Origin of the sequence: Paragemmobacter ruber (assembly GCF_009908315.1) — a bacterium.
In the GTDB taxonomy this organism is placed as follows: domain Bacteria; phylum Pseudomonadota; class Alphaproteobacteria; order Rhodobacterales; family Rhodobacteraceae; genus Paragemmobacter; species Paragemmobacter ruber.
Genome location: NZ_JAAATW010000001.1, coordinates 102,271 through 124,784 on the forward strand (window position 1 = coordinate 102,271; position 22,514 = coordinate 124,784).

Annotated in this window: 22 protein-coding genes and 1 tRNA gene; 13 read left to right on the forward strand and 10 right to left on the reverse strand. The window is 66.9% G+C overall.

Annotation, left to right across the window (positions count from 1 at the left end; all coding sequences use genetic code 11):
* The first annotated feature begins 37 nt into the window (after positions 1–37).
* The gene (locus tag GU920_RS00560; protein ID WP_161764912.1) at positions 38–394 is read left to right on the forward strand and encodes a DUF427 domain-containing protein; all 357 of its coding nucleotides are present in this window, start codon (positions 38–40) and stop codon (positions 392–394) included.
* Positions 395–412: 18 nt separating this feature from the next.
* Here GU920_RS00560 and GU920_RS00565 read toward each other — a convergent pair whose 3' ends face one another.
* Both GU920_RS00565 and GU920_RS00570 read right to left on the reverse strand, forming a co-directional pair.
* Entirely contained in the window at positions 413–1,609 is a 1,197-nt protein-coding gene (locus GU920_RS00565) for a calcium-binding protein (RefSeq protein WP_161764914.1), read from the reverse strand.
* A 150-nt stretch (positions 1,610–1,759) separates the two neighbouring features.
* Positions 1,760–2,167 (reverse strand): SufE family protein, encoded by a 408-nt coding sequence (locus GU920_RS00570; protein ID WP_161764916.1) that lies wholly within the window; start codon positions 2,165–2,167, stop codon positions 1,760–1,762.
* Positions 2,168–2,319: 152 nt separating this feature from the next.
* Between GU920_RS00570 and GU920_RS00575 the strand changes: the two genes are divergently transcribed.
* Positions 2,320–2,775, forward strand: coding sequence for a hypothetical protein (locus tag GU920_RS00575; RefSeq protein WP_161764918.1), 456 nt, complete (start codon positions 2,320–2,322; stop codon positions 2,773–2,775).
* A gap of 46 nt (positions 2,776–2,821) precedes the next feature.
* On the opposite strand, the gene rnd is transcribed toward GU920_RS00575, so the two are convergent.
* The 3 genes from rnd to purM all read right to left on the reverse strand — a co-directional run bounded on the left by rnd (position 2,822) and on the right by purM (position 5,708).
* The gene (gene rnd / locus GU920_RS00580; protein WP_161766453.1) at positions 2,822–3,979 is read right to left on the reverse strand and encodes a ribonuclease D; all 1,158 of its coding nucleotides are present in this window, start codon (positions 3,977–3,979) and stop codon (positions 2,822–2,824) included.
* A 101-nt stretch (positions 3,980–4,080) separates the two neighbouring features.
* Positions 4,081–4,674, reverse strand: a complete 594-nt coding sequence (purN, locus tag GU920_RS00585) for a phosphoribosylglycinamide formyltransferase (protein WP_161764920.1) — start codon at positions 4,672–4,674, stop codon at positions 4,081–4,083.
* Entirely contained in the window at positions 4,671–5,708 is a 1,038-nt protein-coding gene (gene purM / locus GU920_RS00590; RefSeq protein ID WP_161764922.1) for a phosphoribosylformylglycinamidine cyclo-ligase, read from the reverse strand. The genes purN and purM overlap by 4 nt, the downstream gene beginning before the upstream one ends.
* 214 nt (positions 5,709–5,922) lie before the next feature.
* Here purM and GU920_RS00595 point away from each other — a divergent pair.
* Positions 5,923–5,998: transfer RNA gene (locus GU920_RS00595), tRNA-Ile, on the forward strand.
* Here GU920_RS00595 and GU920_RS00600 read toward each other — a convergent pair.
* Positions 5,955–6,884, reverse strand: coding sequence for a LysR substrate-binding domain-containing protein (locus GU920_RS00600; protein WP_161766454.1), 930 nt, complete (start codon positions 6,882–6,884; stop codon positions 5,955–5,957). The genes GU920_RS00595 and GU920_RS00600 overlap by 44 nt on opposite strands.
* A gap of 135 nt (positions 6,885–7,019) precedes the next feature.
* Here GU920_RS00600 and GU920_RS00605 point away from each other — a divergent pair, with 135 nt between their 5' ends.
* The 3 genes from GU920_RS00605 to gph all read left to right on the forward strand — a co-directional run bounded on the left by GU920_RS00605 (position 7,020) and on the right by gph (position 10,408).
* The gene (locus GU920_RS00605; RefSeq protein ID WP_161764924.1) at positions 7,020–8,261 is read left to right on the forward strand and encodes an acyl-CoA dehydrogenase; all 1,242 of its coding nucleotides are present in this window, start codon (positions 7,020–7,022) and stop codon (positions 8,259–8,261) included.
* A 99-nt stretch (positions 8,262–8,360) separates the two neighbouring features.
* The gene (locus tag GU920_RS00610; protein WP_161764926.1) at positions 8,361–9,749 is read left to right on the forward strand and encodes an NAD(P)/FAD-dependent oxidoreductase; all 1,389 of its coding nucleotides are present in this window, start codon (positions 8,361–8,363) and stop codon (positions 9,747–9,749) included.
* A gap of 5 nt (positions 9,750–9,754) precedes the next feature.
* Positions 9,755–10,408, forward strand: a complete 654-nt coding sequence (gene gph / locus GU920_RS00615; RefSeq protein WP_161764928.1) for a phosphoglycolate phosphatase — start codon at positions 9,755–9,757, stop codon at positions 10,406–10,408.
* A 133-nt stretch (positions 10,409–10,541) separates the two neighbouring features.
* On the opposite strand, the gene GU920_RS00620 is transcribed toward gph, so the two are convergent.
* Complete coding sequence (locus GU920_RS00620) at positions 10,542–11,222, reverse strand: VOC family protein (protein ID WP_161764930.1); 681 nt, start codon at positions 11,220–11,222, stop codon at positions 10,542–10,544.
* Positions 11,223–11,449: 227 nt separating this feature from the next.
* Here GU920_RS00620 and GU920_RS00625 point away from each other — a divergent pair, with 227 nt between their 5' ends.
* On the forward strand, positions 11,450–12,655 hold the full coding sequence (locus GU920_RS00625; RefSeq protein ID WP_161764932.1) for an efflux RND transporter periplasmic adaptor subunit: 1,206 nt from the start codon (positions 11,450–11,452) through the stop codon (positions 12,653–12,655).
* Complete coding sequence (locus tag GU920_RS00630) at positions 12,652–15,714, forward strand: efflux RND transporter permease subunit (RefSeq protein WP_161764934.1); 3,063 nt, start codon at positions 12,652–12,654, stop codon at positions 15,712–15,714. The genes GU920_RS00625 and GU920_RS00630 overlap by 4 nt, the downstream gene beginning before the upstream one ends.
* Before the next feature lie 231 nt (positions 15,715–15,945).
* Here GU920_RS00630 and GU920_RS00635 read toward each other — a convergent pair whose 3' ends face one another.
* Together GU920_RS00635 and GU920_RS00640 are read right to left on the reverse strand one after the other, a co-directional pair.
* Positions 15,946–16,230: a DUF1330 domain-containing protein gene (locus GU920_RS00635; RefSeq protein ID WP_161764936.1), complete on the reverse strand. Its 285-nt coding sequence runs from the start codon at positions 16,228–16,230 to the stop codon at positions 15,946–15,948.
* Positions 16,230–16,928: a GntR family transcriptional regulator gene (locus GU920_RS00640; protein ID WP_161764938.1), complete on the reverse strand. Its 699-nt coding sequence runs from the start codon at positions 16,926–16,928 to the stop codon at positions 16,230–16,232. The genes GU920_RS00635 and GU920_RS00640 overlap by 1 nt, the downstream gene beginning before the upstream one ends.
* Positions 16,929–17,050: 122 nt before the next feature.
* Between GU920_RS00640 and GU920_RS00645 the strand changes: the two genes are divergently transcribed.
* Genes GU920_RS00645 through GU920_RS00665 form a run of 5 tightly spaced genes read left to right on the forward strand, consistent with a single transcriptional unit; the run spans position 17,051 to position 21,932 of the window.
* The gene (locus GU920_RS00645; RefSeq protein WP_161764940.1) at positions 17,051–17,653 is read left to right on the forward strand and encodes an amino acid synthesis family protein; all 603 of its coding nucleotides are present in this window, start codon (positions 17,051–17,053) and stop codon (positions 17,651–17,653) included.
* Entirely contained in the window at positions 17,625–18,455 is an 831-nt protein-coding gene (locus GU920_RS00650) for an alpha/beta fold hydrolase (RefSeq protein WP_161764941.1), read from the forward strand. The genes GU920_RS00645 and GU920_RS00650 overlap by 29 nt, the downstream gene beginning before the upstream one ends.
* Positions 18,452–19,411, forward strand: a complete 960-nt coding sequence (locus GU920_RS00655; protein ID WP_161764943.1) for a flavin reductase family protein — start codon at positions 18,452–18,454, stop codon at positions 19,409–19,411. The genes GU920_RS00650 and GU920_RS00655 overlap by 4 nt, the downstream gene beginning before the upstream one ends.
* On the forward strand, positions 19,408–20,445 hold the full coding sequence (locus GU920_RS00660; RefSeq protein WP_161764945.1) for an LLM class flavin-dependent oxidoreductase: 1,038 nt from the start codon (positions 19,408–19,410) through the stop codon (positions 20,443–20,445). Before GU920_RS00655 ends, GU920_RS00660 begins: the two co-directional genes overlap by 4 nt.
* A 20-nt stretch (positions 20,446–20,465) precedes the next feature.
* Positions 20,466–21,932 (forward strand): aldehyde dehydrogenase, encoded by a 1,467-nt coding sequence (locus GU920_RS00665; protein WP_161764947.1) that lies wholly within the window; start codon positions 20,466–20,468, stop codon positions 21,930–21,932.
* Positions 21,933–22,150: 218 nt separating this feature from the next.
* Here GU920_RS00665 and GU920_RS00670 read toward each other — a convergent pair whose 3' ends face one another.
* Positions 22,151–22,504, reverse strand: a complete 354-nt coding sequence (locus GU920_RS00670) for a winged helix-turn-helix domain-containing protein (protein WP_235932973.1) — start codon at positions 22,502–22,504, stop codon at positions 22,151–22,153.
* Positions 22,505–22,514: the final 10 nt, after the last annotated feature.

The window sequence follows — 22,514 nt, forward strand, 5'->3', positions numbered from 1 at the left end:
GGTTCATCCTGCCTGACAACTGGGGGAGGAAAGCCGAATGACCGTTACATTTGACAGTGTCACACTGGAAATCCGGCCCGCGCCGGGCCGCTACATCGTGCGCGCCCAAGGGGCGATCATCGGCGAAACCGACCGCGCGCTGGAACTGACCGAAGGCACGCGCGCCCCGGTGATCTATGTCCCGCGCGAGGATGTGGCGATGGCGCTTCTGGATGCCAGCGACCGGCACAGCACCTGCCCTTTCAAGGGCGAGGCCCGTTACTTCAGCATCTCTACGCCGGAGGCGCGGCTGGAAAATGCCGTCTGGTCCTATGAGAACCCCAAGCCGGGGGCCGAGGCGATCGCCGGTTACCTCGCCTTCTACCCTGACAAGGTGCGGGTAGAGCCGCGCTGAACCCTGTGGCGTGCGGCATCAACTCGTGACGTTGAAGAAACGCGTGAGGATCACGTCATATTCGGCATCAGGCGTCGGGTTGCCATCGAGATCGGTCAACGCGTCAACATCCGCCCCGATGGAAAGCCCGGTCACACCGCGCAGGGTGGCCAAAATCTGGCCGCCCCGTCCAGAGATGATCGTGTCGCCTTCCGGGGTTTCGGTGACCGTGACTTCGCCGGTGAACGGGACCGGGTCGCGGTCGGGACCCGTGCCGTCCCGACCGAAAAAGTCATGGGTGATGATAAGCCGGTCCTGCGTCGGGTCGAAATCCGTGATCTCGACTCCGGACAGGTCAAGATCGGCATACAGATAGACATCGATGAAATCCGCCCCCGCGCCAGAGGTGACAAGATCACCATGCGAGGCGCCGATGCTGTCGTTCCCCATCCCGCCATCCAGCGTGTCAGGATCACGGCTTGCGTAAAAGGAAAGAAAGTTCGTGGCCGACGGCAGGAAGACCGAGTCCGATCTCGTGCCGATCAACGTGTCATCACCCGCGCCGCCAAGGACCGAAGAGGCACCGTTTTCCCCGAAGAACCAGTCATCCCCCTCGCCCATGTCGACCTGCCCGGAGCCGGAATGGATAAGGGCATCGTCACCGCCGCCCATGGTGATGTCCCCGCTAGTGGAACTGCGCACGAGATCGGTGCCATCGGATCCGAGATAGGTGGACGCGCCCGCCAAGGTCGCCATCCCCCCGCCAGAGCCAGCAATAACCGTATCGGCACCGTCCGCAAAGACCAGCACCCCCGTGGCATCGCCCAGTTCGATGTTGTCATCTCCGTCACCGCCGGTGACGATATAGCCGCTCCCGGACAGGATGAGGGTGTCGTTGCCCGCCCCGCCATCTATGGACATGGGGTCTGCACCAAGATCGGTGTCATAGTAAAACGTCAGCGGCTTATTCTCGGAAAACAAAAGCGCCCCTGTCTCGGCCTTGACGGTGATCACGTCATCGCCGCCGAGCGCATCGAACTCTCCCGTCGCGGTCTTGGGCAGCGTCAGTTGATCGGCCCTTTGGGTGGCAACGGGAAGGGAAGGCGGTTCTTCGTCATCACCCCCGTCATCGTCGGGACCTGCGCTGCCTCCGGTTCCGTCCCCATCCGGGGTGCCGCCATCCGTGCCGGGTGGATCATCCGAGGCTTGATCCTCTGGCAGATCGTCGTCGTCCATGACGTGGTTAAGGACAAGACCCGCCGCCAGCATGGACATAACCAGAGCAAACATCGCCAGCACCACACAACACAACAACACAACAACACAGAATTGTGAGGTTACCTGCAAAAGAATGAAATCAACAGGGCCTTTTGGCCCGCGCGGACGTCAGGCCGCCGCTGCCACGGCGCGGATACGCTCCACCATCGCGCGCAAGCCATTCGACCGCTGCGAGGACAGGTGATCCGTCAGGCCCAGCCGCGCCAGTTCCGCAGGCGCGTCCACCCGGCCCACCTCTGCCACCGGCAGCCCGGCATACAGCGCATGCAGAACCGCGATCAGGCCCTTCACGATCATTGCGTCGCTGTCGCCCTGAAAATCGAACCGGCCATCGGTGATCACGGGTTGCAGCCAGACCTGAGACGCACAGCCCTGCACCTTGGTCGCAGGCACCTTGAACGCCTCGTCCATCGCGGGGAAGGCCTTGCCCAGTTCGATCACATGGCGATAGCGGTCTTCCCAGTCGTCAAGGAAGTCGAAGGTTTCGGCGATCTCTTCGAATGCGGGGGTGGCCATCACGCGCTCCTGTTCTGGGGGACAGACCTAGGCGGTGCGGGGCGAAACGTCCAGCCCGGCCAAGGTTCTTGCCGCCATGGCCTTCGCGCAAGGCGGCGCTTTTCAAACCCGCCGCCATCGGCTACCCAAGGGGCAACAGACGGGGGACCGGCATGAAGAAGACAGTTCTGGCGGCATTTGGCGTGGTTCTGATCGTGGCAGGCTGCGGGGGTATCCGCGAGTCGCGGCTGAACCCGTTCAACTGGTTCGGCCGCGCCGAGCCGCGCGAAACAGTCGCCGCCGTCGCCACGCCCGAAGATGCCCGGCTTCTGGTCGAACAGGTGGTTGATCTGAAGGTTGAACCCTTCAGCACCGGTGCCATCATCCGCGCCCGCGGCATCCCGCCCAGCCAAGGCTGGTGGGATGCGGAACTTGTCGCCCGCCCGCTGGATGAAAACGGGGTCCTTGTGTTCGATTTCCGGGTGTTCCCGCCCATCGCCCCCACGCCGCAGGGCTCCCCCCGCTCGCGCGAGATTACGGTGGCCACGTCGCTGTCGAATGTGCGGCTGGATGAGGTGCGCGAAATCGTCGTCCAAGGCGGGACGAACGCGCTGTCCTCGCGCCGCTAGGGCGCCGGGCGCCCCGTCACACGACACCCCGTCACAGAACGCCCCGTTATAGGCGGATCACCCGCACCTCCGTGCCCTTGGCCGACAGGGCAATCTCGCCCTTGCACAGGCGCAGCGCATCCTCGCCAAAGGCCTCGAACCGCCAGCCCTTCAGCGCCTCCACATCCCGCTCGCCCGCCGCGATGGCATCCAGATCGGCGGCCGAAGCGATCAGCTTCGACGCCACGCCCAGCTGCTCTGACTTGGCCTTCAGCAGCACCCGCAAAAGATCGGCCAGCGCCGGGTTCACCTGCAACTGCTCGCGGCTCAGATCGGGCTTGGGCAGATCCTCCTGCCGCGCCTCCATCCCCCGCTTGATCGCCGCCAGAATCCCGTCGGCAATCTCGGGCTTGCGCCCCTCGCGCAAAAGCAGGCGCGACCGCCCCAGCTCTTCCATCGAACCGGGCCGGGTCGAGGCCAGTTCCAACAGCGCGTCATCCTTCATCACGCGCGACCGCGGCACATTCATGCGCTGCGCATAATCCTCGCGGAAGCGGGCAAGTTCCCGCACCACGGCCAGAAACCGCCCCGATGTGGTGCGCGTCTTGACCCGCTGCCATGCCTCGTCGGGATGCACGGTATAGGTCGCCGGATCGGTGAGGATCGCCAACTCCTCCTCCACCCAGCGGGTGCGTCCATTCTTGGTCAGTTGGCCTGAAAGCCATTCATAGATCACCCGCAGATGGGTGACATCGGCCAGCGCATATTCCTGCTGCGCGGTGGACAGGGGGCGGCGCGACCAATCGGTGAAGCGCGAGGTCTTGTCGAGGTTCTCTTTCGCGATCTTCTTGACCAGCGTCTCATAGCCCACCTGTTCGCCGAACCCGCAGACCATGGCCGCGATCTGGGTGTCGAACAGCGGTTCGGGAAAGACCTTTCCCTCTACGAAGAAAATCTCCAGATCCTGCCGCGCCGCGTGGAAGACCTTCACGGTCGCCTTGTGGCGGAACAGGTCATAAAGCGGCTCAAGGCTCATGCCTTCGCCAAGGATCGGGTCCACCAGCACCGCCTCGCCGGTCTTGCCGGGCAGCGCCATCTGGATCAGGCACAGCTTTGACCAATAGGTCCGCTCGCGCAGGAATTCCGTGTCGATGGTGACATAGGGCTGGCTTTTGGCAGCCTCGCAGAAGGCAGCAAGGTCTTCGGTCGTCGTAATCGTGCGCATCATGCCTTCCGATCGGCCAGGGTGGCACGGGGTCATCCCGCCTGTCTGCTATAGGGCCGATGTCGAAAAATGGAAAGATGCGTTGACGCGCGCGTCAGCCGTCACAAGAAGACGGGCGTCCGATCCCCCGCCGCGAAACGGCGCAGCACCGCCGGATAAAGCCGATGCTCCTGCACCAGCACCCGCGCGGCCAGCGTATCCGCCGTATCCCCCGCCAACACCGGCACCCGCGCCTGACCCAGGATCGGGCCTGCATCCAGCACGGGCGTCACCTCATGCACGGTGCAGCCCGCCTCGGCATCGCCGGCCTCCAGCGCGCGCTGATGCGTGTGCAGGCCGGGATATTTCGGCAAAAGCGAGGGGTGGATGTTCAGCATCCGCCCGGCAAAACGATCCACAAAAGCAGGCGTCAGCACCCGCATGAAACCCGCAAGGCACAGGATATCGGGGCGCGCGGCCAGGATCGGCTCCAGCAGCGCCGCCTCAAAGGCCGCGCGGTCGCCGCCAAAGGGCCGATGATCCACCGCCGCCACGGCAACCCCAAGAGCGGCCGCCCGCGCCAGCCCCGCCGCGCCCGGATCGTTCGACGCCACCAGCACGGCCTGCGCCGGATGGTCGCCAGACGCCATGTCCCGCAGCAGCGCCAGCATGTTCGACCCGCCACCGGAAATCAGGATGGCGACGCGGGCTGTCACAGAAGGCGGCCCGAATAGACCACGCCCTCGCCCGGCACCACATGGCCCAGCGTGACCACCGTCTCGCCCATCCCCGCCAGCAGATCGGCAAGCGCCGCGGCCCGCTCCGGCGCCACCACAAGGATCATCCCGATCCCGCAGTTGAAAGTCTTGAGGAGTTCCGCCTCAGCCATGTTCGCGGTCGTGGCCAGCCAGCGGAACACCGGCGGCAGGGTCCAGGCGTTCAGGTCGATCGCGCAGGCCAGTCCTTCGGGGATCACGCGCGGCGGGTTCTCAGTCAGCCCGCCCCCGGTGATATGCGCCAACCCATGCACGCCCCCCGCCCGGATCGCCGCAAGGGCCTGCTTGACATAAAGCCGCGTCGGCGCCAGCAGCGCCTCGCCCAGGGTGCCGTCCGAGAAGGGCGACGGCGCATCCCAGCCAAGGCCCGACAGTTCCACCACCTTGCGCACAAAGCTGTAGCCGTTGGAATGAACCCCGTTCGAGGCCAACCCCAGCAGCACGTCACCCTCGGCCACACCGGCGGGCAGATCCGCCCCCCGCTCCATCGCGCCCACGGCGAAACCGGCAAGGTCGAAATCGCCCTTGTGATACATCCCCGGCATTTCCGCCGTCTCGCCCCCGATCAGCGCGCAGCCCGAAGCCTCGCACCCGGCGGCGATGCCTTCGATGATCCGCGCGGCCTGATCCACATCCAGCTTGCCGGTGGCGAAATAGTCCAGAAACAGCAGCGGTTCCGCCCCCTGACAGACCAGATCGTTCACGCACATGGCGACAAGGTCGATCCCGATCGTGTCCACGTTGCCCGTGTCGATGGCAATGCGCAGCTTGGTGCCCACACCATCGGTCGCAGCCACGAGGATCGGGTCGTTGTATCCCGCTGCCTTCAGATCGAACAGCGCGCCAAACCCGCCCAGCCCCGACATCGTGCCGGGCCGGTTGGTGCGCTTGGCCGCCGGCTTGATCCGTTCAACCAGCGCGTTGCCCGCGTCGATATCCACCCCCGCCTGCGCATAGGTAAGGCCGTTCGTCATCGCGCTTGCTCCGCCAGTCTGTCCCTGATGGGCGCAGGCCATATACCAGCGCCCGCCCCATCGCAACGGCGCAAAGGCCCCTCGCAGGCCCCTGCCTGCCGCCGCCCGCGCGCGCGGCTAGCATAACCCGCCCGCAACAGCGCCACAGGAACCGCCGCCGCTGGCCTCCCCCGACCTTGACCACCCCCGCGCGAAGCCTTACCCCAAAAGACGTGGGGCTGTAGCTCAATGGTTAGAGCCGGGCGCTCATAACGCCTTGGTTGGGGGTTCGAGTCCCTCCGGCCCTACCACATCGCCCACCTGCCCTGCGATCCAGCCGCGAAACGCGGCCATCGCCGGGCGCGGCGGCACGGCGCGCGGCCAGACCAGCCAATAGCTTCCCGCCGCCCGCACCGGCCCGCCCCAGGCGGGCATCAGCCGCCCCGCAGCCAGATCCTCGCCGATCAGGAATGTCGGCAACAGCGCCACGCCCAGCCCATGCACCGCCGCCTGCTGCATCGTGGCGAACTGGTCAAACAGCATCCCCCCCGGGCGCTGCCCCGCCAATCCATGCGCCGCGAACCAGCGCCCCCAGTCCCCCGTCCGGCTTTCGATCTGCAACAGGGGCAGCGCCAACAACCCCTCCACCCCCGCCAGCGGTGCCGCGATCAGCCCCGGCGCGCAGACGGCCTGCACCTCTTCCTGCATCAGCAGCAGATGCTCCGCCCCCGGCCAATCCGCCCGGCCATAGTGGATCGCGGCATCGAACGCCTCGGCCTCCATGTCAAAAGGGCGCAGCCGCGTGGTCAGCGTCAGCCGCACCCCCGGATGGGCGGCGCGAAAGTCGCGCAGGCGCGGGGCCAGCCAGTGCATCCCGAAGGCGGGCAGGATCGCCAGCGACAGGCTCTCCGCCCCGCCGCCCGCCCGCAGCCGCTGCCCCGCCTGCCCCAGCACGCCCAGCGCGCGCCGCGCCTCGGCCACATAATCCCGCGCCGCAGGCGTCAGACGCAGCCGCTGCCGGTCGCGGATCAGCAGCGTCACGCCCAGCTGCGCCTCCACCTCCTGCAACGCCCGGCTCACCGCACCCGGCGTCAGGTTCAACTCCGCCGCCGCTGCCGTGGCCGTTCCCAACCGCTCCACCGCCTCCAGCGCCAGAAGGCCGGGCAGGCTGGGCAGATGGCGGCGCGGCGGGATCATGTGCGCAAACCTCAACAAGTATGAAATAAGTTTCGCTATAAACTCACAAATTCCTGCGCCATACAAGCGCCATCCCCGGCATGGCGCGACTCAGGCCCTGCTGTCACACTGCCTCATCCAAACGGAGGACCGGCCATGAGCCTTGACGCCCCCCATACGACTGACAAGCCCAAGATCAAGGCCAAGGATGCCCCCGATCTGGGCCGCTTCGATTGGGAAGACCCGTTCCGCCTGAACGACCAGCTGACCGAAGAGGAACGGATGCTGCGCGACGGCGCCCGCGCCTATGCGCAGGAAAAGCTGCAACCCCGCGTCGTGGCCGCCTATCGCGAGGAAACCACCGATCCCTCGATCTTCCGCGAAATGGGCGAGATGGGCCTTCTGGGCGTTACGATCCCGGAAGAATACGGCGGCCTCGGCGCGTCTTACGTCGCCTACGGCCTCGTGGCGCGCGAGGTGGAGCGTGTGGACAGCGGCTATCGCTCGATGATGTCGGTCCAGTCGTCGCTGGTGATGTATCCCATCTACGCCTACGGCACCGAAGACCAGCGCCGCAAATACCTGCCCAAGCTCGCCTCCGGTGAATGGATCGGCTGTTTCGGCCTGACCGAACCCGATGCCGGCTCCGATCCGGCGGGGATGAAGACGACGGCCAAGAAAACCGCCAACGGCTATGTCCTGAACGGCGCCAAGATGTGGATCTCGAACGCCCCCATCGCCGATGTTTTCGTCGTCTGGGCGAAATCCGAAGCACATGGCGGCAAGATCCGCGGCTTCGTGCTGGACAAGGGCATGAAGGGCCTTTCCGCCCCCAAGGTCGGCGGCAAGCTGTCCCTGCGCGCCTCCATCACGGGCGAAATCGTGATGAAGGATGTCGAAGTGGGCGAAGACGCCCTCCTTCCCTTTGTCGAAGGCCTGAAAGGCCCCTTCGGCTGCCTCAACCGCGCGCGCTATGGCATTTCCTGGGGGGTCATGGGCGCGGCCGAATTCTGCATGCACGCCGCCCGCCAGTACGGCCTCGACCGCAAGCAGTTCGGCAAGCCCATCGCCGGAACGCAGCTGTTCCAGCTGAAACTCGCCAACATGATGACCGAAATCTCGCTTGGCCTGCAGGCCAGCCTGCGCGTCGGCCGCCTGCTGGACGAGGCGAATGCCGCGCCCGAGATGATCTCCATCGTCAAGCGCAACAATTGCGGCAAGGCGCTGGATGCCGCCCGCTGGGCGCGCGACATGCACGGCGGCAACGGGATTCAGGAAGATTTCCAGATCATGCGCCACATGGTGAACCTCGAAACGGTGAACACCTATGAAGGCACCCATGACGTGCACGCCCTGATCCTTGGCCGCGCGATCACCGGGGTGCAGACCTTCTTCTGATCCCCACCCCGCCCGGAAAACCGGCACGCGTCGCCCGTCGGGCGGCGCGTTGTCGTTTTCGGGGATGACAAGCCGCGTGGCGCGGATAGGTTTTGCACCATGACTGATCATTCCCCCCGCCGCATCGGCGACATCTCCTTCTGGTATGCCGATATCGGCCTGCCCCAGACCCGCCGCCCGCCCCTTGGCGGCGACACCACGGCGGACGTCTGCATCATCGGCGCGGGCTATACCGGCCTGTGGTCGGCCTATTACCTGAAAAAGGCCGATCCCGGCCTGAACATAGTCATCTGCGAAAAGAACTTCGCCGGTTTCGGCGCCTCGGGCCGCAATGGCGGCTGGCTCACGGGCGGCTTCGCGTGGAATCACGAACGCTATCTCGCCACCTCGGACGAGGCGTCGGTCCGCGCCATGGTGAAGGCAATGACCGGCACCGTCGATGAAATCATCCGCGTGACACAGGCCGAAGGGATCGAGGCCGACATCCTGCGCACCGACGAACTGATGGTCGCCACCAGCCCCGCCCAGCTTGCCCGATGCGAGGCTGAGACCGCCCACCGCCGCCACTGGGGCGAGGATCGGGTGCATATGATCGGCGCAGGGCAGACCGCCTCGCGCGTCAATATCCCCGGCGTCCTCGGCGCCATGGTCGTGGGCGGCGTGGCCCGCGTGCAACCCGCCAAACTCGTGCGCGGTCTGGCGCAGGTGGTGGAAGCCATGGGCGTGCGCATCTGCGAGGAAACGGAAGTCACCGCCATCGCCCCCGGCCGCGTCACCACCCATCGCGGCACCGTCACCGCCCACACGATCCTGCGCTGCACCGAAGGCTTCACCGCCACCCTGCCGGGCTTGCGGCGCGAATGGCTCCCCCTCAACTCCGCCCAGATCGCCACCGAACCCCTGCCGCCAGAGGTCTGGACCGAAATCGGCTGGCACGGCCATGAAATCCTTGGCGATTTCGCCAATGCCTATTGCTACTGCCAGCGCACGCGCGAAGGGCGCATCACCGTGGGCGCGCGCGGCGTGCCCTATCGCTTCGGCTCGGCCATCGACAATTCCGGTGCGCCGGATGCGGAAACCATCCGCCGCCTGACCAACATCCTGCACACCCATTTCCCGGCCACCAAGCGCTTCCGCATCGACCATGCGTGGTGCGGCGTGATCGGCGTGCCGCGCGACTGGTGCACCACCGCAGGGCTCGACCCCGCCACCCGCATCGGCTGGGCGGGCGGCTATGTCGGCGTGGGCGTCTCCACCTCCAACCTGTCAGGCCGCACGCTGGCCGACCTGACGCTCGACCGCCAGACAGACCTCACCCGCCTGCCCTGGGTCAACCGCCGGGTGCGCAAATGGGAACCCGAACCCCTGCGCTGGCTGGGCGTGCACGGGATGTATGGCCTCTACGCCATGGCCGACCGGCGCGAGGCGGCCCGCCGCGGCCCGCCGTCCCGGCTGGCCAAGTTCGGCAATTGGCTGACGGGCCGCTGATCCCCATGACCCGCGCCCTGATCTTCGATCTCGACGGCACGCTGGTGGACAGCGCCCCCGACATCCATGCCGGGGTGAACGCCATCCTTGCCGAGCAGGGCCTCGCCCCCCTGCCCTTTGACACCGTGCGCGGCTTCATCGGCGGCGGTGTCCCCATCCTCATCACCCGCGTGATGCGCGCGCTGGACCTGCCCGAGGATCCGGCACGCCACGCCGATATGGCCGCCGCCTTCACCGCGCGCTACGAACATGATCCGGGCGGCCTGACCCGCCCCTATCCGGGGGTTGAGGCGGCGCTGGATGCGCTGACCCTGCCGCTCGCTCTCTGCACCAACAAACCCGAAGGCCCGACCCGCGCCCTCCTGGCCCATCTGGGCTGGACCGACCGCTTCGCCGCACTTGTCTGCGGCGACAGCCTGCCCGTGCGCAAACCCGACCCCGCCCCCCTGCACCATGCCATCGCCGCGATGGGGGGCGGGCCGGTCCTGTTCGTAGGCGACAGCGAGGTGGATGCCGAAACCGCCGCCCGCGCGGGCGTGCCGCTGCTTCTGTTCACGCAAGGCTACCGCAAGACGCCGGTCACCGACCTGCCGCATCATGCCGCCTTCGACCACTGGCAGGATTTCCCGGCCCTCGTGTCGCGCGCGGGCGATGTCTGACACAGACATCGCGTAAAATTCTGACACAGAATTTTGCCGCGCGCGCCCACCGCGACCCTGCGCATGTGCCAACCGTGGGACGCGAAATCTGTGCCAGATTTCGCCGCGATGTCTGCGCGCGATCCCGCCCGCCTCAGACCACCGCCACCCGCAGCCCATCCGGCCCCTCGCGCAACCCGGGCGCCAGCGCCGTCCCCTGCAGGCGCAGCCCGCGCCACAGCGCGGGCGCGGCAAAGCCCGCCCGCGCGCCCCGCAAGGCGGGCGGTTCATAGAGTTCCACCATGCTGTCGCCCAGCGACAGGAACCGCACCCGCGTCACCCCGTCCGGGCGCGCAAGGTCGACCGCCGCCACGGGTGCCGCACCCAGCCCCTCCCAAAAGGCCGAACTCGCCGCAATGTCGGTGCAGGGAATACCCAGATGGTCATGCCCCGGCAGGCCGGGGCGCGCCGCGCCGCCCAGATGCGCGCATAATTCGATCCGCGCGCCCTCCGGCCCCTCCAGAAAGACGTAGCGCACCCCCGCGCCCCAGAATTCGGCGATCTCGCGCGGGCCCTTGGGCGTGGTCGCCTCCAGCCGCGCACCGCGCGCCACGAACGCGGCCAGCGCCGCATCCACATCGGCCACCGCCAGCGCCAGATGGTCCATCACCCCATGGCCCGGCGCCGCCTCGGCCTGCACCAGCGCCACCGCCTGCCCCCCGAAGTGCAGCAGATCCCCGCCCCGCGCAAAGCCAAAGACCTGCACCAGCATCGCCTCGGCGGCCGGTCTGTCCAGCACCGCCAATTCGGGGATCACCCTCACCTCTGCGGTCATGCGCGCCCCGTTCATCTGTTGCCTAATCGTTACCCGCCTGTGGCAGAAGCGCAGCCGTCAATCAATATCCTGACCGGGCTTTTGTGCACTCCTGCTGTTTTGTTGTCCGAACCCGTTCAAAAAATGCCGGGGCAGATTGACTTTGCCGCAGCATAAGTAAATTCAGGATACAGATATTGCCACTTTGGCGGCCTGCTGCCGCCATTTCCACGTAAAGGCCCCTTCCCATGGTCATCCGTTTCATCATCGCCATCGTCCTTTTGGGTGCAATCGGCGGCGGTCTGGTCTGGTTCAACCTGTTCCGCGACAGCATGATCGCGCAGGTCTTCGCCAACATGCCCCAGCAACCCGCTACCGTCTCGACGGTCGAGGCGGCCCCCGTCACATGGTCCCCTGCGATCGAGGCGATCGGCACCGTCAACGCCGCGCAAGGCGTGGATCTGACGGTGGAAAGCGCAGGCGTGGTGAAAGAGATCCTCTTTGAGCCGAACACCACCGTGGAAACCGGCGCCGTGCTGCTGCGCCTTGATGATGTCGTGCAGCGCGCCGATGTGGAAACCGCACGCACGCAGGCGGAACTGGAACGCAGCAACCTCGCCCGCGCGCAGGATCTCACCCGTCGCGGCGTGGCCACCAATGTCTCGCTCGATCAGACGCAGGCCGCCGCACAGGCGGCCGAGGCGCAGCTTGCCCGCGCCATCGCCGTGCTGGAACAGCGCCAGCTCGCCGCGCCCTTCACCGGCACGGTCGGCCTGCCGCGCGTCGATCTGGGCCAATACGTGGCCCCCGGCACCATCGTCGCCACGCTGCAGGATATCTCCACCATGCGGGTGGATTTCAGCCTGCCGGAACAGGAACTGCCCAACCTCGCCATCGGGCAAAAGATTGAAGTGCGCATCGAAGGGCTGGACGAGGCCTTCCCCGGCGAACTGACCGGGATCGACCCGCGCGTGGATCCGGCCACCCGACTTGTCGCGCTGCGCGGATCCATCACGAACGCGCAGGGCAAGCTGACGCCGGGCCAATTCGTCCGCATTCAGGTCAGCCTGCCTTCGGAAGAAGGCGTGATCGCCCTGCCGCAGACCGCCCTCTCCAGCAGCCTTTACGGCGATTACGTCTATGTCGTGCGCCCGTCGGAAGAGAACGCCGAACAGCTTCAGGTCAGCCAGATCTTCGTCACGCCGGGCCGCCGCTCCGGCGGGCTGGTCGAGATCGCCGAAGGCGTCGCGCCGGGCGATCAGGTGGTCACCGCAGGCCAGAACCGCCTGACCAACGGTCAGCCTGCCGTCATCGACAACACCGTGAACCCCGCCGCCGCCACGACAGGCCCCGCCGTCACGCCCCCCGCCGAAACGCCGCCCGCAGGCGATGATGCCGCCGCCGAACCCGCTAGCGATGCGGACGCCGACACAGCGACCGGAGCCGACCAATGAGCCCCGCCGACATCTTCATCAAGCGCCCGGTGCTCTCCACCGTGCTGGGCCTCCTGATCATGCTGCTGGGCCTTCAGGGCTTTTTCAACCTGCAGATCCGCGAATACCCCGAGGTGGAAGAGACGGTGGTCACCATCACCACCGTCTATCCCGGCGCCTCTGCCGACCTGATCCAGGGCTTCATCACCGCCCCCATCGCCTCGGCCGTCGCGACGACCGAGAATGTGGATTACATCACCTCCACCTCCTCGCCCTCCGCCTCCACCGTCACCGTGAACATGCGCCTTGGCGCCAATCCCGACGTGGCCCTCACCGAGGTGATGTCGAAGGTGCAGCAGGTCCGCTCCAGCCTGCCGTCCGAGGCCGAGGATCCCACCATCGTCAAGGGCACGGGGATGACATTCGCCACCATGTATCTGGCGATGCAGAACCCCAACATGACCTCCACGCAGATCACCGAATACATCGAACGCGTGATCCGCCCCCGCATGTCCACCATCCCCGGCGTGGCCGAAATTCAGGTGCTGGGCGGGCAGGAATATGCCATGCGCATCTGGATCGACCCGATCCGCCTCGCAGGCCGCGGCCTGACCGCGGCCGAGGTGCTGGCCGCCGTCAACAGCGCCAACTTCCTCGCCGCGCCGGGCAAGACGCAGGGCGAATACACCGCCTATTCCATCACCATGGAAACCACCCTGCAAACGCCCGAGGCGTTTGCCGCCCTGCCCATCTCGGGCAATGGCGCCGATGTGGTGCGTCTGGCCGATGTGGCGCGGGTGGAACTCGCCGCCGCCTCAACCGACACGATCGTGAACTTCAACGGCGAACCGGGCACCTTCATCGGCGTCTTTCCCACGCCGGGGGCGAACCCGCTCGACATGTCCGCCGCCGTGCTGGCCGAACTGCCCATCATTCAGTCCAGCCTGCCGCAGGGCATGACGCTGACGCTGATGTATGACGCGACCGAACAGATCAGCGCCTCGATCGAAGAGGTGTTCATCACCATCGCCGAAGCCGTGGCCATCGTCATCGTCATCATCCTGCTCTTCCTCGGCTCGTTCCGGTCGGTGCTGATGCCGGTGGTCACGATCCCCCTGTCGCTGATGGGGGTGCTGTTCGTGCTTTATGTCTTTGGCTATTCGATCAACCTTCTGTCGCTTCTGGCCATGGTGCTGGCCATCGGCCTCGTCGTCGATGACGCCATCGTCGTGGTGGAAAACATCCACCGCCATATCGAGGAAGGCTATCGCCCGATCCAGGCCGCCTTCATCGGGATGAAGGAAATCTACGGCGCCGTCATCGCCATGACGATCACGCTGGCCGCGGTCTTTGCGCCGCTGGCCTTCACCGGCGGCCTGACCGGCGCGCTGTTCCGCGAATTCGCCGTCACGCTGGCGGGCGCGGTCATCATCTCGGGCCTCGTCGCCGTGACGATCACGCCCATGATGTCGGCCCGCCTGCTGCAAAAGGGCAATCATTCGCGCTTCCAGATCGTGGTGGACCGCGCCTTCGACCGGCTCGCCGGCTGGTACGAACGCCGCGTCAACGGCTCGCTCGACTATCGCTTCATCACCGTGCTGATGGTTGTCGTGCTGGCAGGCCTGACCGGCTATCTCTTCACCAAGACCTCGAGCGAGCTCGCCCCTGAAGAAGATTCGGGCGCCCTCTTCGCCTTCGTCAACGCGCCGCCCTACGCCACGTCGGAATACACCCGCACCTATATCGACCAGATGCGTGCGCTGACCGAGGACCTGCCCGAACTTTCGGCAAACTTCTCCATCGTCGGCATGGGCGGGGCCACGAATTCCGGCATCGCGCTCTGGGCCTTCAAGGACTGGTCCGAACGTGACCGCTCGCAGGCCGAACTGCAGGCCGACATCCAGGCCAAACTGAACAGCGTGGCCGGCGTGCAGGCCTTCGTCTTCGCGCCCCCCTCGCTGCCCGGCGCGGGCGGCGGCCTGCCAATCAGCGTGATCCTGCAATCCACCGGCCCCTCCGACCGCATCTTCGAAGTGGCCGAAGAGGTGAAGAACGCCGCCATGGCCTCGGGCCGCTTCATCGTGGTGCAGAACTCGCTCTCCTACAACTCGTCCCAGATCGTCATGCGGATCGACCGCGAACGCGCGGCCGCCCTCAACCTGCCCGCCCGCGACATCGGCACCACGCTCGGCCTTCTGGTCGGCGGCGGGGCGGTGGCGCAGTTCGACCGCGACAACAACAGCTATGACGTGATCATGCAGGTCCCCGAAGAGTATCGGAACAACCCCGAACGGCTGACGGATTTCTTCATCCGCTCCGCCACCGGGCAGATGGTCCCGCTCTCTGCCGTGGTCACCGTGGAAACCCGCGTCGCCCCCAGCGCCATCGAACAGTTCAACCAGCTCAACTCAACCACCATCAGCGCCCTGCCCATCCCCGGCGTCTCGACCGGCGACGCGCTGCAGGTGATCGTGGATGAGGCGGAAAAGGTGATGCCCGACGGCTTCTTCATTGACTATTCCGGCCAATCCCGGCTGGAGGTGACCGAAGGCAACACCATCCTTCTCGCCTTCGGCCTCGCCGTGGTGGTGATCTACCTCGTTCTGGCCGCACAGTTCGAAAGCTTCCGGGATCCGCTCATCATCATGATGTCGGTGCCGCTGTCGATCTTCGGCGCCATCGTGCCGCTGAACCTCGGGCTCGGCACGCTCAACATCTACACGCAGGTGGGGCTGATCACGCTGATCGGGCTGATTACGAAGCACGGCATCCTGCTGGTGGAATTTGCCAACCAGCTGCGCCACGAACGCGGGCTGTCGGCACGCGAAGGCATCGTCGCCTCGGCCAAGGTGCGCCTCCGCCCGATCCTGATGACCACCGCCGCCATGGCGCTGGGGGTGATCCCGCTCATCATCGCCGATGGCGCAGGCGCCGCCGCGCGCTATTCCGTGGGTCTGGTGATCTTCTCTGGCATCACCATCGGGACACTCTTCACGCTCTTCGTGGTCCCGGCCTTCTACACGCTGATCTCGCGGAAAGAGATGGCCAAGCCCGTGGAAGACCCCGTCGCCACCCACTGACGGCAGGCATCGACGCAAAGGATAAGGGCGATCCGCACCCGCGGATCGCCCTTCGATTATTCGCAGAAGAATCGCCCCGCCCCGGATATCCACCGGAAACTTTTCTCGATTTTTCGACGAAAAATCGCCTGCTCCCGCCCCGCACCACGCGCGCCCGATTTTTCGAAGGAAAATCGCCCAAAGCTGCCCCAGCCAGGACCTCCCCCGATTTTTCGCCGAAAAATCGCGCCCCTAGACCCCGTCCACGATCACCAGCGCAACCTCTGCCGCGCCCGCCCGCGCCGCCCGTGCGGCGCGGTACGCGTCCGAGGCATAGCAGGCCCGGGCCGCCGCCAGATCGGGAAACTCGATCACCACATGGCGCGCCTGTTCCGGCCCCTCCAGCACATCCGCCTCCCCCCCCCGCGCCAGAAACCGCCCGCCAAAGCGGGCAAAGGCCGCCGGGGCCAGCGCCTGATAGGCGCTGTAGCGTTCCGGGTCCGTCACCGTGACATGGGCAATCCAATAGGCCGCCATCACACCCCCTCCAGCTTCCGCTGCGCCAGCGCCGCCGCCTCGCGCAGATGATCCTCCACCGCCTGCCGCGCCGCGGTCGCGTCATTCGCCGCAATCGCCGCCGCGATCCGCGCCATGCGCACCCGCCCCGGCACCGCCCGGTCACTTGCCGCCAGCGTCAGCGCGCGCAACCGGCTGATCCGCCCGTTCAACCGCTGCACGATCTCCCACGCGATGTCATGCCCGGCGGCGCGGAAGATCACCTCGTAAAACCGCGTGGTCGCCTCGAACAGCGCATCCTCCCCGCCCGCCGCTTCCAGCGCGGCAAAGGCCGCCGCCAGATCGGCCTTCACCCCCGCATCGGCCCGCACCGCGCAATCCGCCGCCGCCGCCCCCTCGAGCAGCAGCCGGATGTCATAGATCTGCCGCGCCTGCGCCCAGTCCAGCCGCGCCACCACCGGCCCGCGATTGGGCAGGCTCTCCACCAGCCCCTCCGCCTCAAGGATGCGGATCACTTCGCGCACCACCGACCGGCTCACCCCCAGCTGATCGCACAGGGTCCGCTCCACCAGCCGTGCGCCGGACGGGAACCGTCCCGCGATGATCGCGGCCCGCAGCCGCGCCAGTACCATCTCGCGCAGGGTTTGCGGCATCCGCTCGATCCGCAGATCGCCCACCGCCTGCCCCGCACCCTGCGCATCGGCCACAGCCTGTTCCATACCCTCTCCCCCGGCTCTCCCCTGCCCCGGCGTCCCTGCGGCACGACCGCCGCGCAACGACTCATTGACAGACCATCTTATGGTATACCATCTTACCAACATCCGCAAAGCCCGAGGTTCCGATGCCCGCCCAGATCCGCAAGACGCTTCTCCACGTCGAAACCACCCTCATCGAAGGGGGCCGCGCCGCGCCCACACCGCTCAAGCTGATTGCTGCGGCGGCGGTGATCCGCAACCCATGGGCCGGCATGGGCTTCGTGCAGGATCTCAAGCCCGCCATCCACGCCATCGCCCCGGAACTGGGCGCGCTTCTGACGGGCATGATCCTTGATGCCGCAGGCGGCGGCGACCGGGTCGAAGGCTATGGCAAGGCCTCGGTCGTCGGCCTGGATGGCGAGGTGGAACACGCCTCCGCCCTGATCCACACCCTGCGCTTCGGCAACCACTACCGTCAGGCGGTGGGGGCGAAGACCTATCTCGCCTTCACCAACATCCGGGGCGGCGCCAATACCCCCGTCATGATCCCCCTGATGGACAAGAATGACGAAGGCCGCCGCTCGCATTACCTGACCGTGCATTTCGCCATCCCCGACGCCCCCGCCGCCGATGAAATTCTCGTCGCCCTCGGCGCCTCCATCGGCGGGCGTCCGCATCACCGCATCGGCGACCGCTATCAGGATCTGAAGGATCTGGGCCATGATGTCGCGAATCCTGCGGCTGTCTGATGGCAGCGCCGTCGGCCTGATCGAGGTCGGCCCCCCCGGCCAAGGGGGGGAGCCGCTCCTCCTCATCCATGGCGTGGGCCTCAACGCCCGCGCCTGGGCGCCGCAGATCGCGGCGCTCGCCGCCACCACCCGCGTCTTCGCGGTGGACATGCCGGGCCATGGCCGGTCCGACCCCCTCCCCCCCGGGGCCACATTGCCCGCCTTCGTCGATTGGGCGGCGCGCGTGATCCTCGCCCTCGGGGTGGGCGCGGTCAATGTGGCGGGCCACTCCATGGGCGCGCTCATCACCACGGGCCTTGCCGCCGACTATCCCGAACTTGTCCGCCGCATCGCCATCCTGAACGCCGTCCACCGCCGCACGGCCGAGGCGCGCGCCGCCGTCCTGGCCCGGGCCAATGCCATGGCGCAGGGCGAATTTGACGCCACCGCCCCCCTGAAACGCTGGTTCCCGGATGACGCGCGGGATGCCGCCCCCCGCGCGCAGGTCGCCCGCTGGCTGGCCGAGGTGGACCGTGCCGGCTATGCCGCCGCCTACCACGCCTTCGCCACCGGCGATGATGTCTATGCCGATCGGTGGGAAGCGATCACCTGCCCCGCCCTCGTCCTCACCGGCGATGGCGATCCGAACTCCACCCCCGACATGACCCGCCTCATGGCCGCCTCCGCCCCGCGCGGCCGCGCCATCGTGATCGAAGGACACCGCCACATGGTCAACCTCACCGCGCCCGACCGGGTGACGGCGGCGCTGCGCGACTGGCTGCAAACCCCGCTCTGGGCGCAAAACATGGGCCTGCGCGCATGACCGCCGCCCCCGACACCCGCCGCGCGCTGCGCGATGCCTTCGGCACCTTCATGACCGGCGTCACCGTGGTCACGGCGCTGGATGACCACGGCAACCCCTTGGGCTTCACCGCCAATTCCTTCGCCTCCGTCTCGCTCGACCCGGCCCTCCTCCTGGTTCAGATCGCCCGGACCTCGGTCAATTACGCCGCCTTCACCTCCGGGCGCGGCTTTGCCGTCAACATCCTGTCCGAAGGCCAGAAGCACATCTCCAACACCTTCGCCCGCCCCGTGGCCGACCGTTTCGCCGGGATCGACTGGCAGCCCGGCCCCCACGGCGCGCCCATCCTGCCCGATGTGGCCGCCTGGTTCGACTGCGCCCTCCATCAGGTGGTGGAGGCAGGCGATCACGCCATCCTCATCGGCCGGATCGAGGCCTTCCACGCCACCCAGGCCCCTGGCCTTGGCTATTACCGCGGCACCTATTTCACCCCCGTCGCCACGCAGGGCGCCGTTCCCACCGGGCCGGATATCATCGTCTCGGCCATCCTCGAACGCGAAGGTCAGGTCCTCTTGATCGACGATGGCTTCGGCGGCCTGACGCTGCCCACCGCCCGCGTGGGCCGCGACGGCACCGCCGCCACGCTGGCCGCCCTCATCGCGCAATGCGGCCTGACCGCCACCCCCGGCCCGCTCTACTCCGTCTACGAAGACGTGGCCCGCGCCCAGCAGCACATCGCCTTCCGCTGCCCCGCCGCCGCAGGCAGGCCCGCAAAAGGCGCCTTCGTCGATCTCTCCCCCACCTCCTTCACCGATGTCACCGATCAAGCGCTGCGCACCATGCTCGACCGTCTGGCCGACGAAACCCGCATGGGCAATTACGGCATCTATTTCGGCAACCAGAACGCAGGACAGGTCGCGCGCGTCGCGACGGGCCAGGCTGGCAAACGCCCCCTCGTCAAAGGAACCACCCGATGAAATTCTCGCTCTTCGTCCATATGGAACGCGTCAGCCCGACCGATCCCGAACCCCGCCTCTATCAAGAGATGCTGGACCTGTGCCACATGGCCGACGAAGGCGGGATGCACGCGATCTGGACGGGCGAACATCACGGCATGTCCTTCACCATCGCGCCGAACCCGCTTCTGAACCTTGTCGATATCGCGCGCCGCACCAAACATGTCCGCCTCGGCACCGGCACCGTCATCGCCCCCTTCTGGCATCCCATCCGGCTGGCGGGCGAGGCGGCGATGGCCGACCTCATCATGGATGGCCGGCTGGAGCTTGGCATCGCGCGCGGCGCCTACAGCTTTGAATATGAACGCCTCTTGCCGGGGCTTGATGCGTGGAACGCGGGCGGGCGGATGCGCGAACTGATCCCCGCGATCAAGGGGCTCTGGGCGGGCGATTACGCGCTGGATGGCCAGTACTGGCAGTTCCCCGCCACCACCTCGGCCCCCAAACCCCTGCAACAGCCCCACCCGCCGATCTGGGTCGCCGCGCGCGATCCCAACAGCCACGAATTCGCCGTGGCACAGGGTTGTAATGTCCAATGCACGCCCCTGCACAACCCGCATGAGGAAGTGGTCGCCCTGATGGCCCGCTTCAACGACGCCTGCGCCAAGGCGCCCGAACAGCCGCGCCCCCGCATCATGCTCCTGCAGCACGGCTATGTCGCCTCTGATGCCGCCGATGCCGATCTCGCCGCGCGCGAGCTTAATCACTTCTACAACTATTTCGGCGCTTGGTTCCTGAACAAGCGGCCCATCCAGAACGGCCTGATCCAGCCCCTGACCGAAGATGAGATCGCCGCCCACCCCTTCTATTCGGCCGATGTCATGCGCAAGAACCTCCTCATCGGCGACAAGGCCGAGGTGATCGACAAACTCCACGCCATCAAGGCGCTGGGATATGATGAATTCTCGCTCTGGATCGACAGCGGCCAATCCTTCGCGCGCAAGAAGGCGGGGCTCAAGCGCTTCATCGAAGACGTGATGCCCGCCTTCGCCTGAGGCCCGCGCAAGGGATGCCCATGGATCGTTTCCAACTCTATATCGACGGCCAGTTTCAGGATGGCGCCGCCACCTTCGCTAGCCTGAACCCCGCCACCGGCACTCCTTGGGCCGACATGCCCGAGGCGCGCGAAGCGCAGGTGAACGCCGCCGTGGACGCCGCGCATCGCGCCTTCACCTCCGGCCCATGGCCCGCGATGACCGCCACGCAGCGCGGCAAACTCCTCCTCCGCCTCGCCGATCTGGTCACGGATGCCGCGCCAGACCTCGCCCGTCTGGAAACCCGCGACACGGGCAAGATCATCCGCGAAACCACCGCCCAGATCGCCTATGTCGCCGATTACTACCGCTATTACGCAGGGCTCGCCGACAAGATCGAAGGCGCGCATCTGCCCATCGACAAGCCGGACATGGAGGCATGGACACGCCGCGAACCCATAGGCGTGGTCGCCGCCATCGTGCCGTGGAACAGCCAACTGTTCCTCTCTGCCGTCAAGCTTGGCCCCGCGCTTGCCGCGGGCTGCACCGTGGTGCTCAAGGCGTCCGAGGATGGCCCCGCCCCCCTGCTGCACTTCGCCCGCCTCATCCATCAGGCAGGCTTTCCCCCCGGCGTGGTCAACATCCTTACGGGCTTTGGCCCCACCTGCGGCCATGTGCTGACCACCCACCCGCGCGTCGCCCATATCGCCTTCACCGGCGGTCCCGGCACGGCACGGGCCGTGGTGCGCAACTCGGCCGAAAACCTCGCCTCCACCTCGCTGGAACTGGGCGGCAAATCCCCCTTCATCGTCTTTTCCGATGCCGATCTGGACAGCGCCGCCAATGCCCAAGTCTCGGGTATCTTCGCCGCCACCGGGCAAAGCTGCGTGGCAGGCTCGCGCCTCTTGGTCGAAGCGGGCATCAAGGACACCTTCCTCGCCAAGCTGAAAGCCAAGGCCGACACGATCCGCATTGCCGCCCCTGACGACATGGCAACCGAGGTGGGCCCCCTCTGCACCGCGCGCCAGCGCGACCACATCACCGCCACCATCGCCGCCTCCCTCGCCAAGGGCGCGCGCCTCATCACCGGCGGCCAGCCCCTGCCCGGCCCGGGCTTCTACTTCCCGCCCACCATCCTCGACTGCTCCGATGCGCCCGATGCCCCCGCGCTGTCGGACGAATTCTTCGGCCCCGTCCTTGCCGTGACCACCTTCACCAACGAGGCCGAAGCCCTGGCCAAGGCCAATGATACCGCCTATGGCCTTGCCTCCGGGGTATTTACGCGTTCTCTGACCCGCGCCCATCGCATGATCCGGGGCATCCGGGCGGGCGTCGTTTGGGTCAACACCTACCGCGCCGTTTCGCCCATCGCCCCCTTCGGGGGGCATGGCCTGTCGGGCCACGGGCGCGAAGGCGGTCTCGCCGCCGCGTTGGATTACACGGTCACCAAAACCGTCTGGCTCCGCACCTCCGACGATCCGATCCCCGATCCCTTCGTCATGCGCTAGGGGTTAACAAAACAGCCCAAAGTCTTAAGTAAACGCACGCCGCGTGCATACAGGTTGCTGCACGCAAAGCGGCACCGCAGGCATACCGCCACGCACAGGTCATTTCCGTTCAGGATCAACGCCTTGCCCCTGCTTAGGCCGCACCGCAAACGCCTCTCGTGCAGCCGCAGGATCGCATGACAACCGCAGATCACGAATTGTGACAGCCTGCCCCCCGCTCAGGCCCCCGCCGCCCCCGCAGGGCGCAGCATCGCCTCCAGCTCCGCCAGTTCCACCGCCGCCGCCTCTGCCGCCCGCTCCACCACCGCCCGATAAAGCCGCAAGACCGCCTCGCCCGCCTCGGTCACTTCCGCCCCGCCTCCCCCGGCCCCGCCGCGGGTCGAGGTGACGACCGGCGCCCGGAAGGCCCGGTTCATCTCTTCCACCAGCATCCAGGCGCGCTTGTAGCTCATCCCCATCTGCCGCCCTGCGGCCGAGATCGACCCAGTATCCCGGATGCGCGCCAAGAGTTCCGCCTTGCCCGGCCCCAGCATCGCGTCGTCAAACAGGATGCGCAGCTTCAGCACCGTCATTGCACCGACC

Excerpts from the sequence above, each read along its gene's own strand:
- GU920_RS00560 (WP_161764912.1), top strand. The coding sequence starts at position 38 with ATGACCGTTACATTTGACAGTGTCACACTGGAAATCCGGCCCGCGCCG.
- GU920_RS00565 (WP_161764914.1), bottom strand. The coding sequence starts at position 1,609 with ATGGACGACGACGATCTGCCAGAGGATCAAGCCTCGGATGATCCACCC.
- GU920_RS00570 (WP_161764916.1), bottom strand. The coding sequence starts at position 2,167 with ATGGCCACCCCCGCATTCGAAGAGATCGCCGAAACCTTCGACTTCCTT.
- GU920_RS00575 (WP_161764918.1), top strand. The coding sequence starts at position 2,320 with ATGAAGAAGACAGTTCTGGCGGCATTTGGCGTGGTTCTGATCGTGGCA.
- rnd (WP_161766453.1), bottom strand. The coding sequence starts at position 3,979 with ATGCGCACGATTACGACGACCGAAGACCTTGCTGCCTTCTGCGAGGCT.
- purM (WP_161764922.1), bottom strand. The coding sequence starts at position 5,708 with ATGACGAACGGCCTTACCTATGCGCAGGCGGGGGTGGATATCGACGCG.
- GU920_RS00600 (WP_161766454.1), bottom strand. The coding sequence starts at position 6,884 with ATGATCCCGCCGCGCCGCCATCTGCCCAGCCTGCCCGGCCTTCTGGCG.
- GU920_RS00605 (WP_161764924.1), top strand. The coding sequence starts at position 7,020 with ATGAGCCTTGACGCCCCCCATACGACTGACAAGCCCAAGATCAAGGCC.
- GU920_RS00610 (WP_161764926.1), top strand. The coding sequence starts at position 8,361 with ATGACTGATCATTCCCCCCGCCGCATCGGCGACATCTCCTTCTGGTAT.
- gph (WP_161764928.1), top strand. The coding sequence starts at position 9,755 with ATGACCCGCGCCCTGATCTTCGATCTCGACGGCACGCTGGTGGACAGC.
- GU920_RS00620 (WP_161764930.1), bottom strand. The coding sequence starts at position 11,222 with ATGACCGCAGAGGTGAGGGTGATCCCCGAATTGGCGGTGCTGGACAGA.
- GU920_RS00625 (WP_161764932.1), top strand. The coding sequence starts at position 11,450 with ATGGTCATCCGTTTCATCATCGCCATCGTCCTTTTGGGTGCAATCGGC.
- GU920_RS00630 (WP_161764934.1), top strand. The coding sequence starts at position 12,652 with ATGAGCCCCGCCGACATCTTCATCAAGCGCCCGGTGCTCTCCACCGTG.
- GU920_RS00635 (WP_161764936.1), bottom strand. The coding sequence starts at position 16,230 with ATGGCGGCCTATTGGATTGCCCATGTCACGGTGACGGACCCGGAACGC.
- GU920_RS00640 (WP_161764938.1), bottom strand. The coding sequence starts at position 16,928 with ATGGAACAGGCTGTGGCCGATGCGCAGGGTGCGGGGCAGGCGGTGGGC.
- GU920_RS00645 (WP_161764940.1), top strand. The coding sequence starts at position 17,051 with ATGCCCGCCCAGATCCGCAAGACGCTTCTCCACGTCGAAACCACCCTC.
- GU920_RS00650 (WP_161764941.1), top strand. The coding sequence starts at position 17,625 with ATGATGTCGCGAATCCTGCGGCTGTCTGATGGCAGCGCCGTCGGCCTG.
- GU920_RS00655 (WP_161764943.1), top strand. The coding sequence starts at position 18,452 with ATGACCGCCGCCCCCGACACCCGCCGCGCGCTGCGCGATGCCTTCGGC.
- GU920_RS00660 (WP_161764945.1), top strand. The coding sequence starts at position 19,408 with ATGAAATTCTCGCTCTTCGTCCATATGGAACGCGTCAGCCCGACCGAT.
- GU920_RS00665 (WP_161764947.1), top strand. The coding sequence starts at position 20,466 with ATGGATCGTTTCCAACTCTATATCGACGGCCAGTTTCAGGATGGCGCC.
- GU920_RS00670 (WP_235932973.1), bottom strand. The coding sequence starts at position 22,504 with ATGACGGTGCTGAAGCTGCGCATCCTGTTTGACGACGCGATGCTGGGG.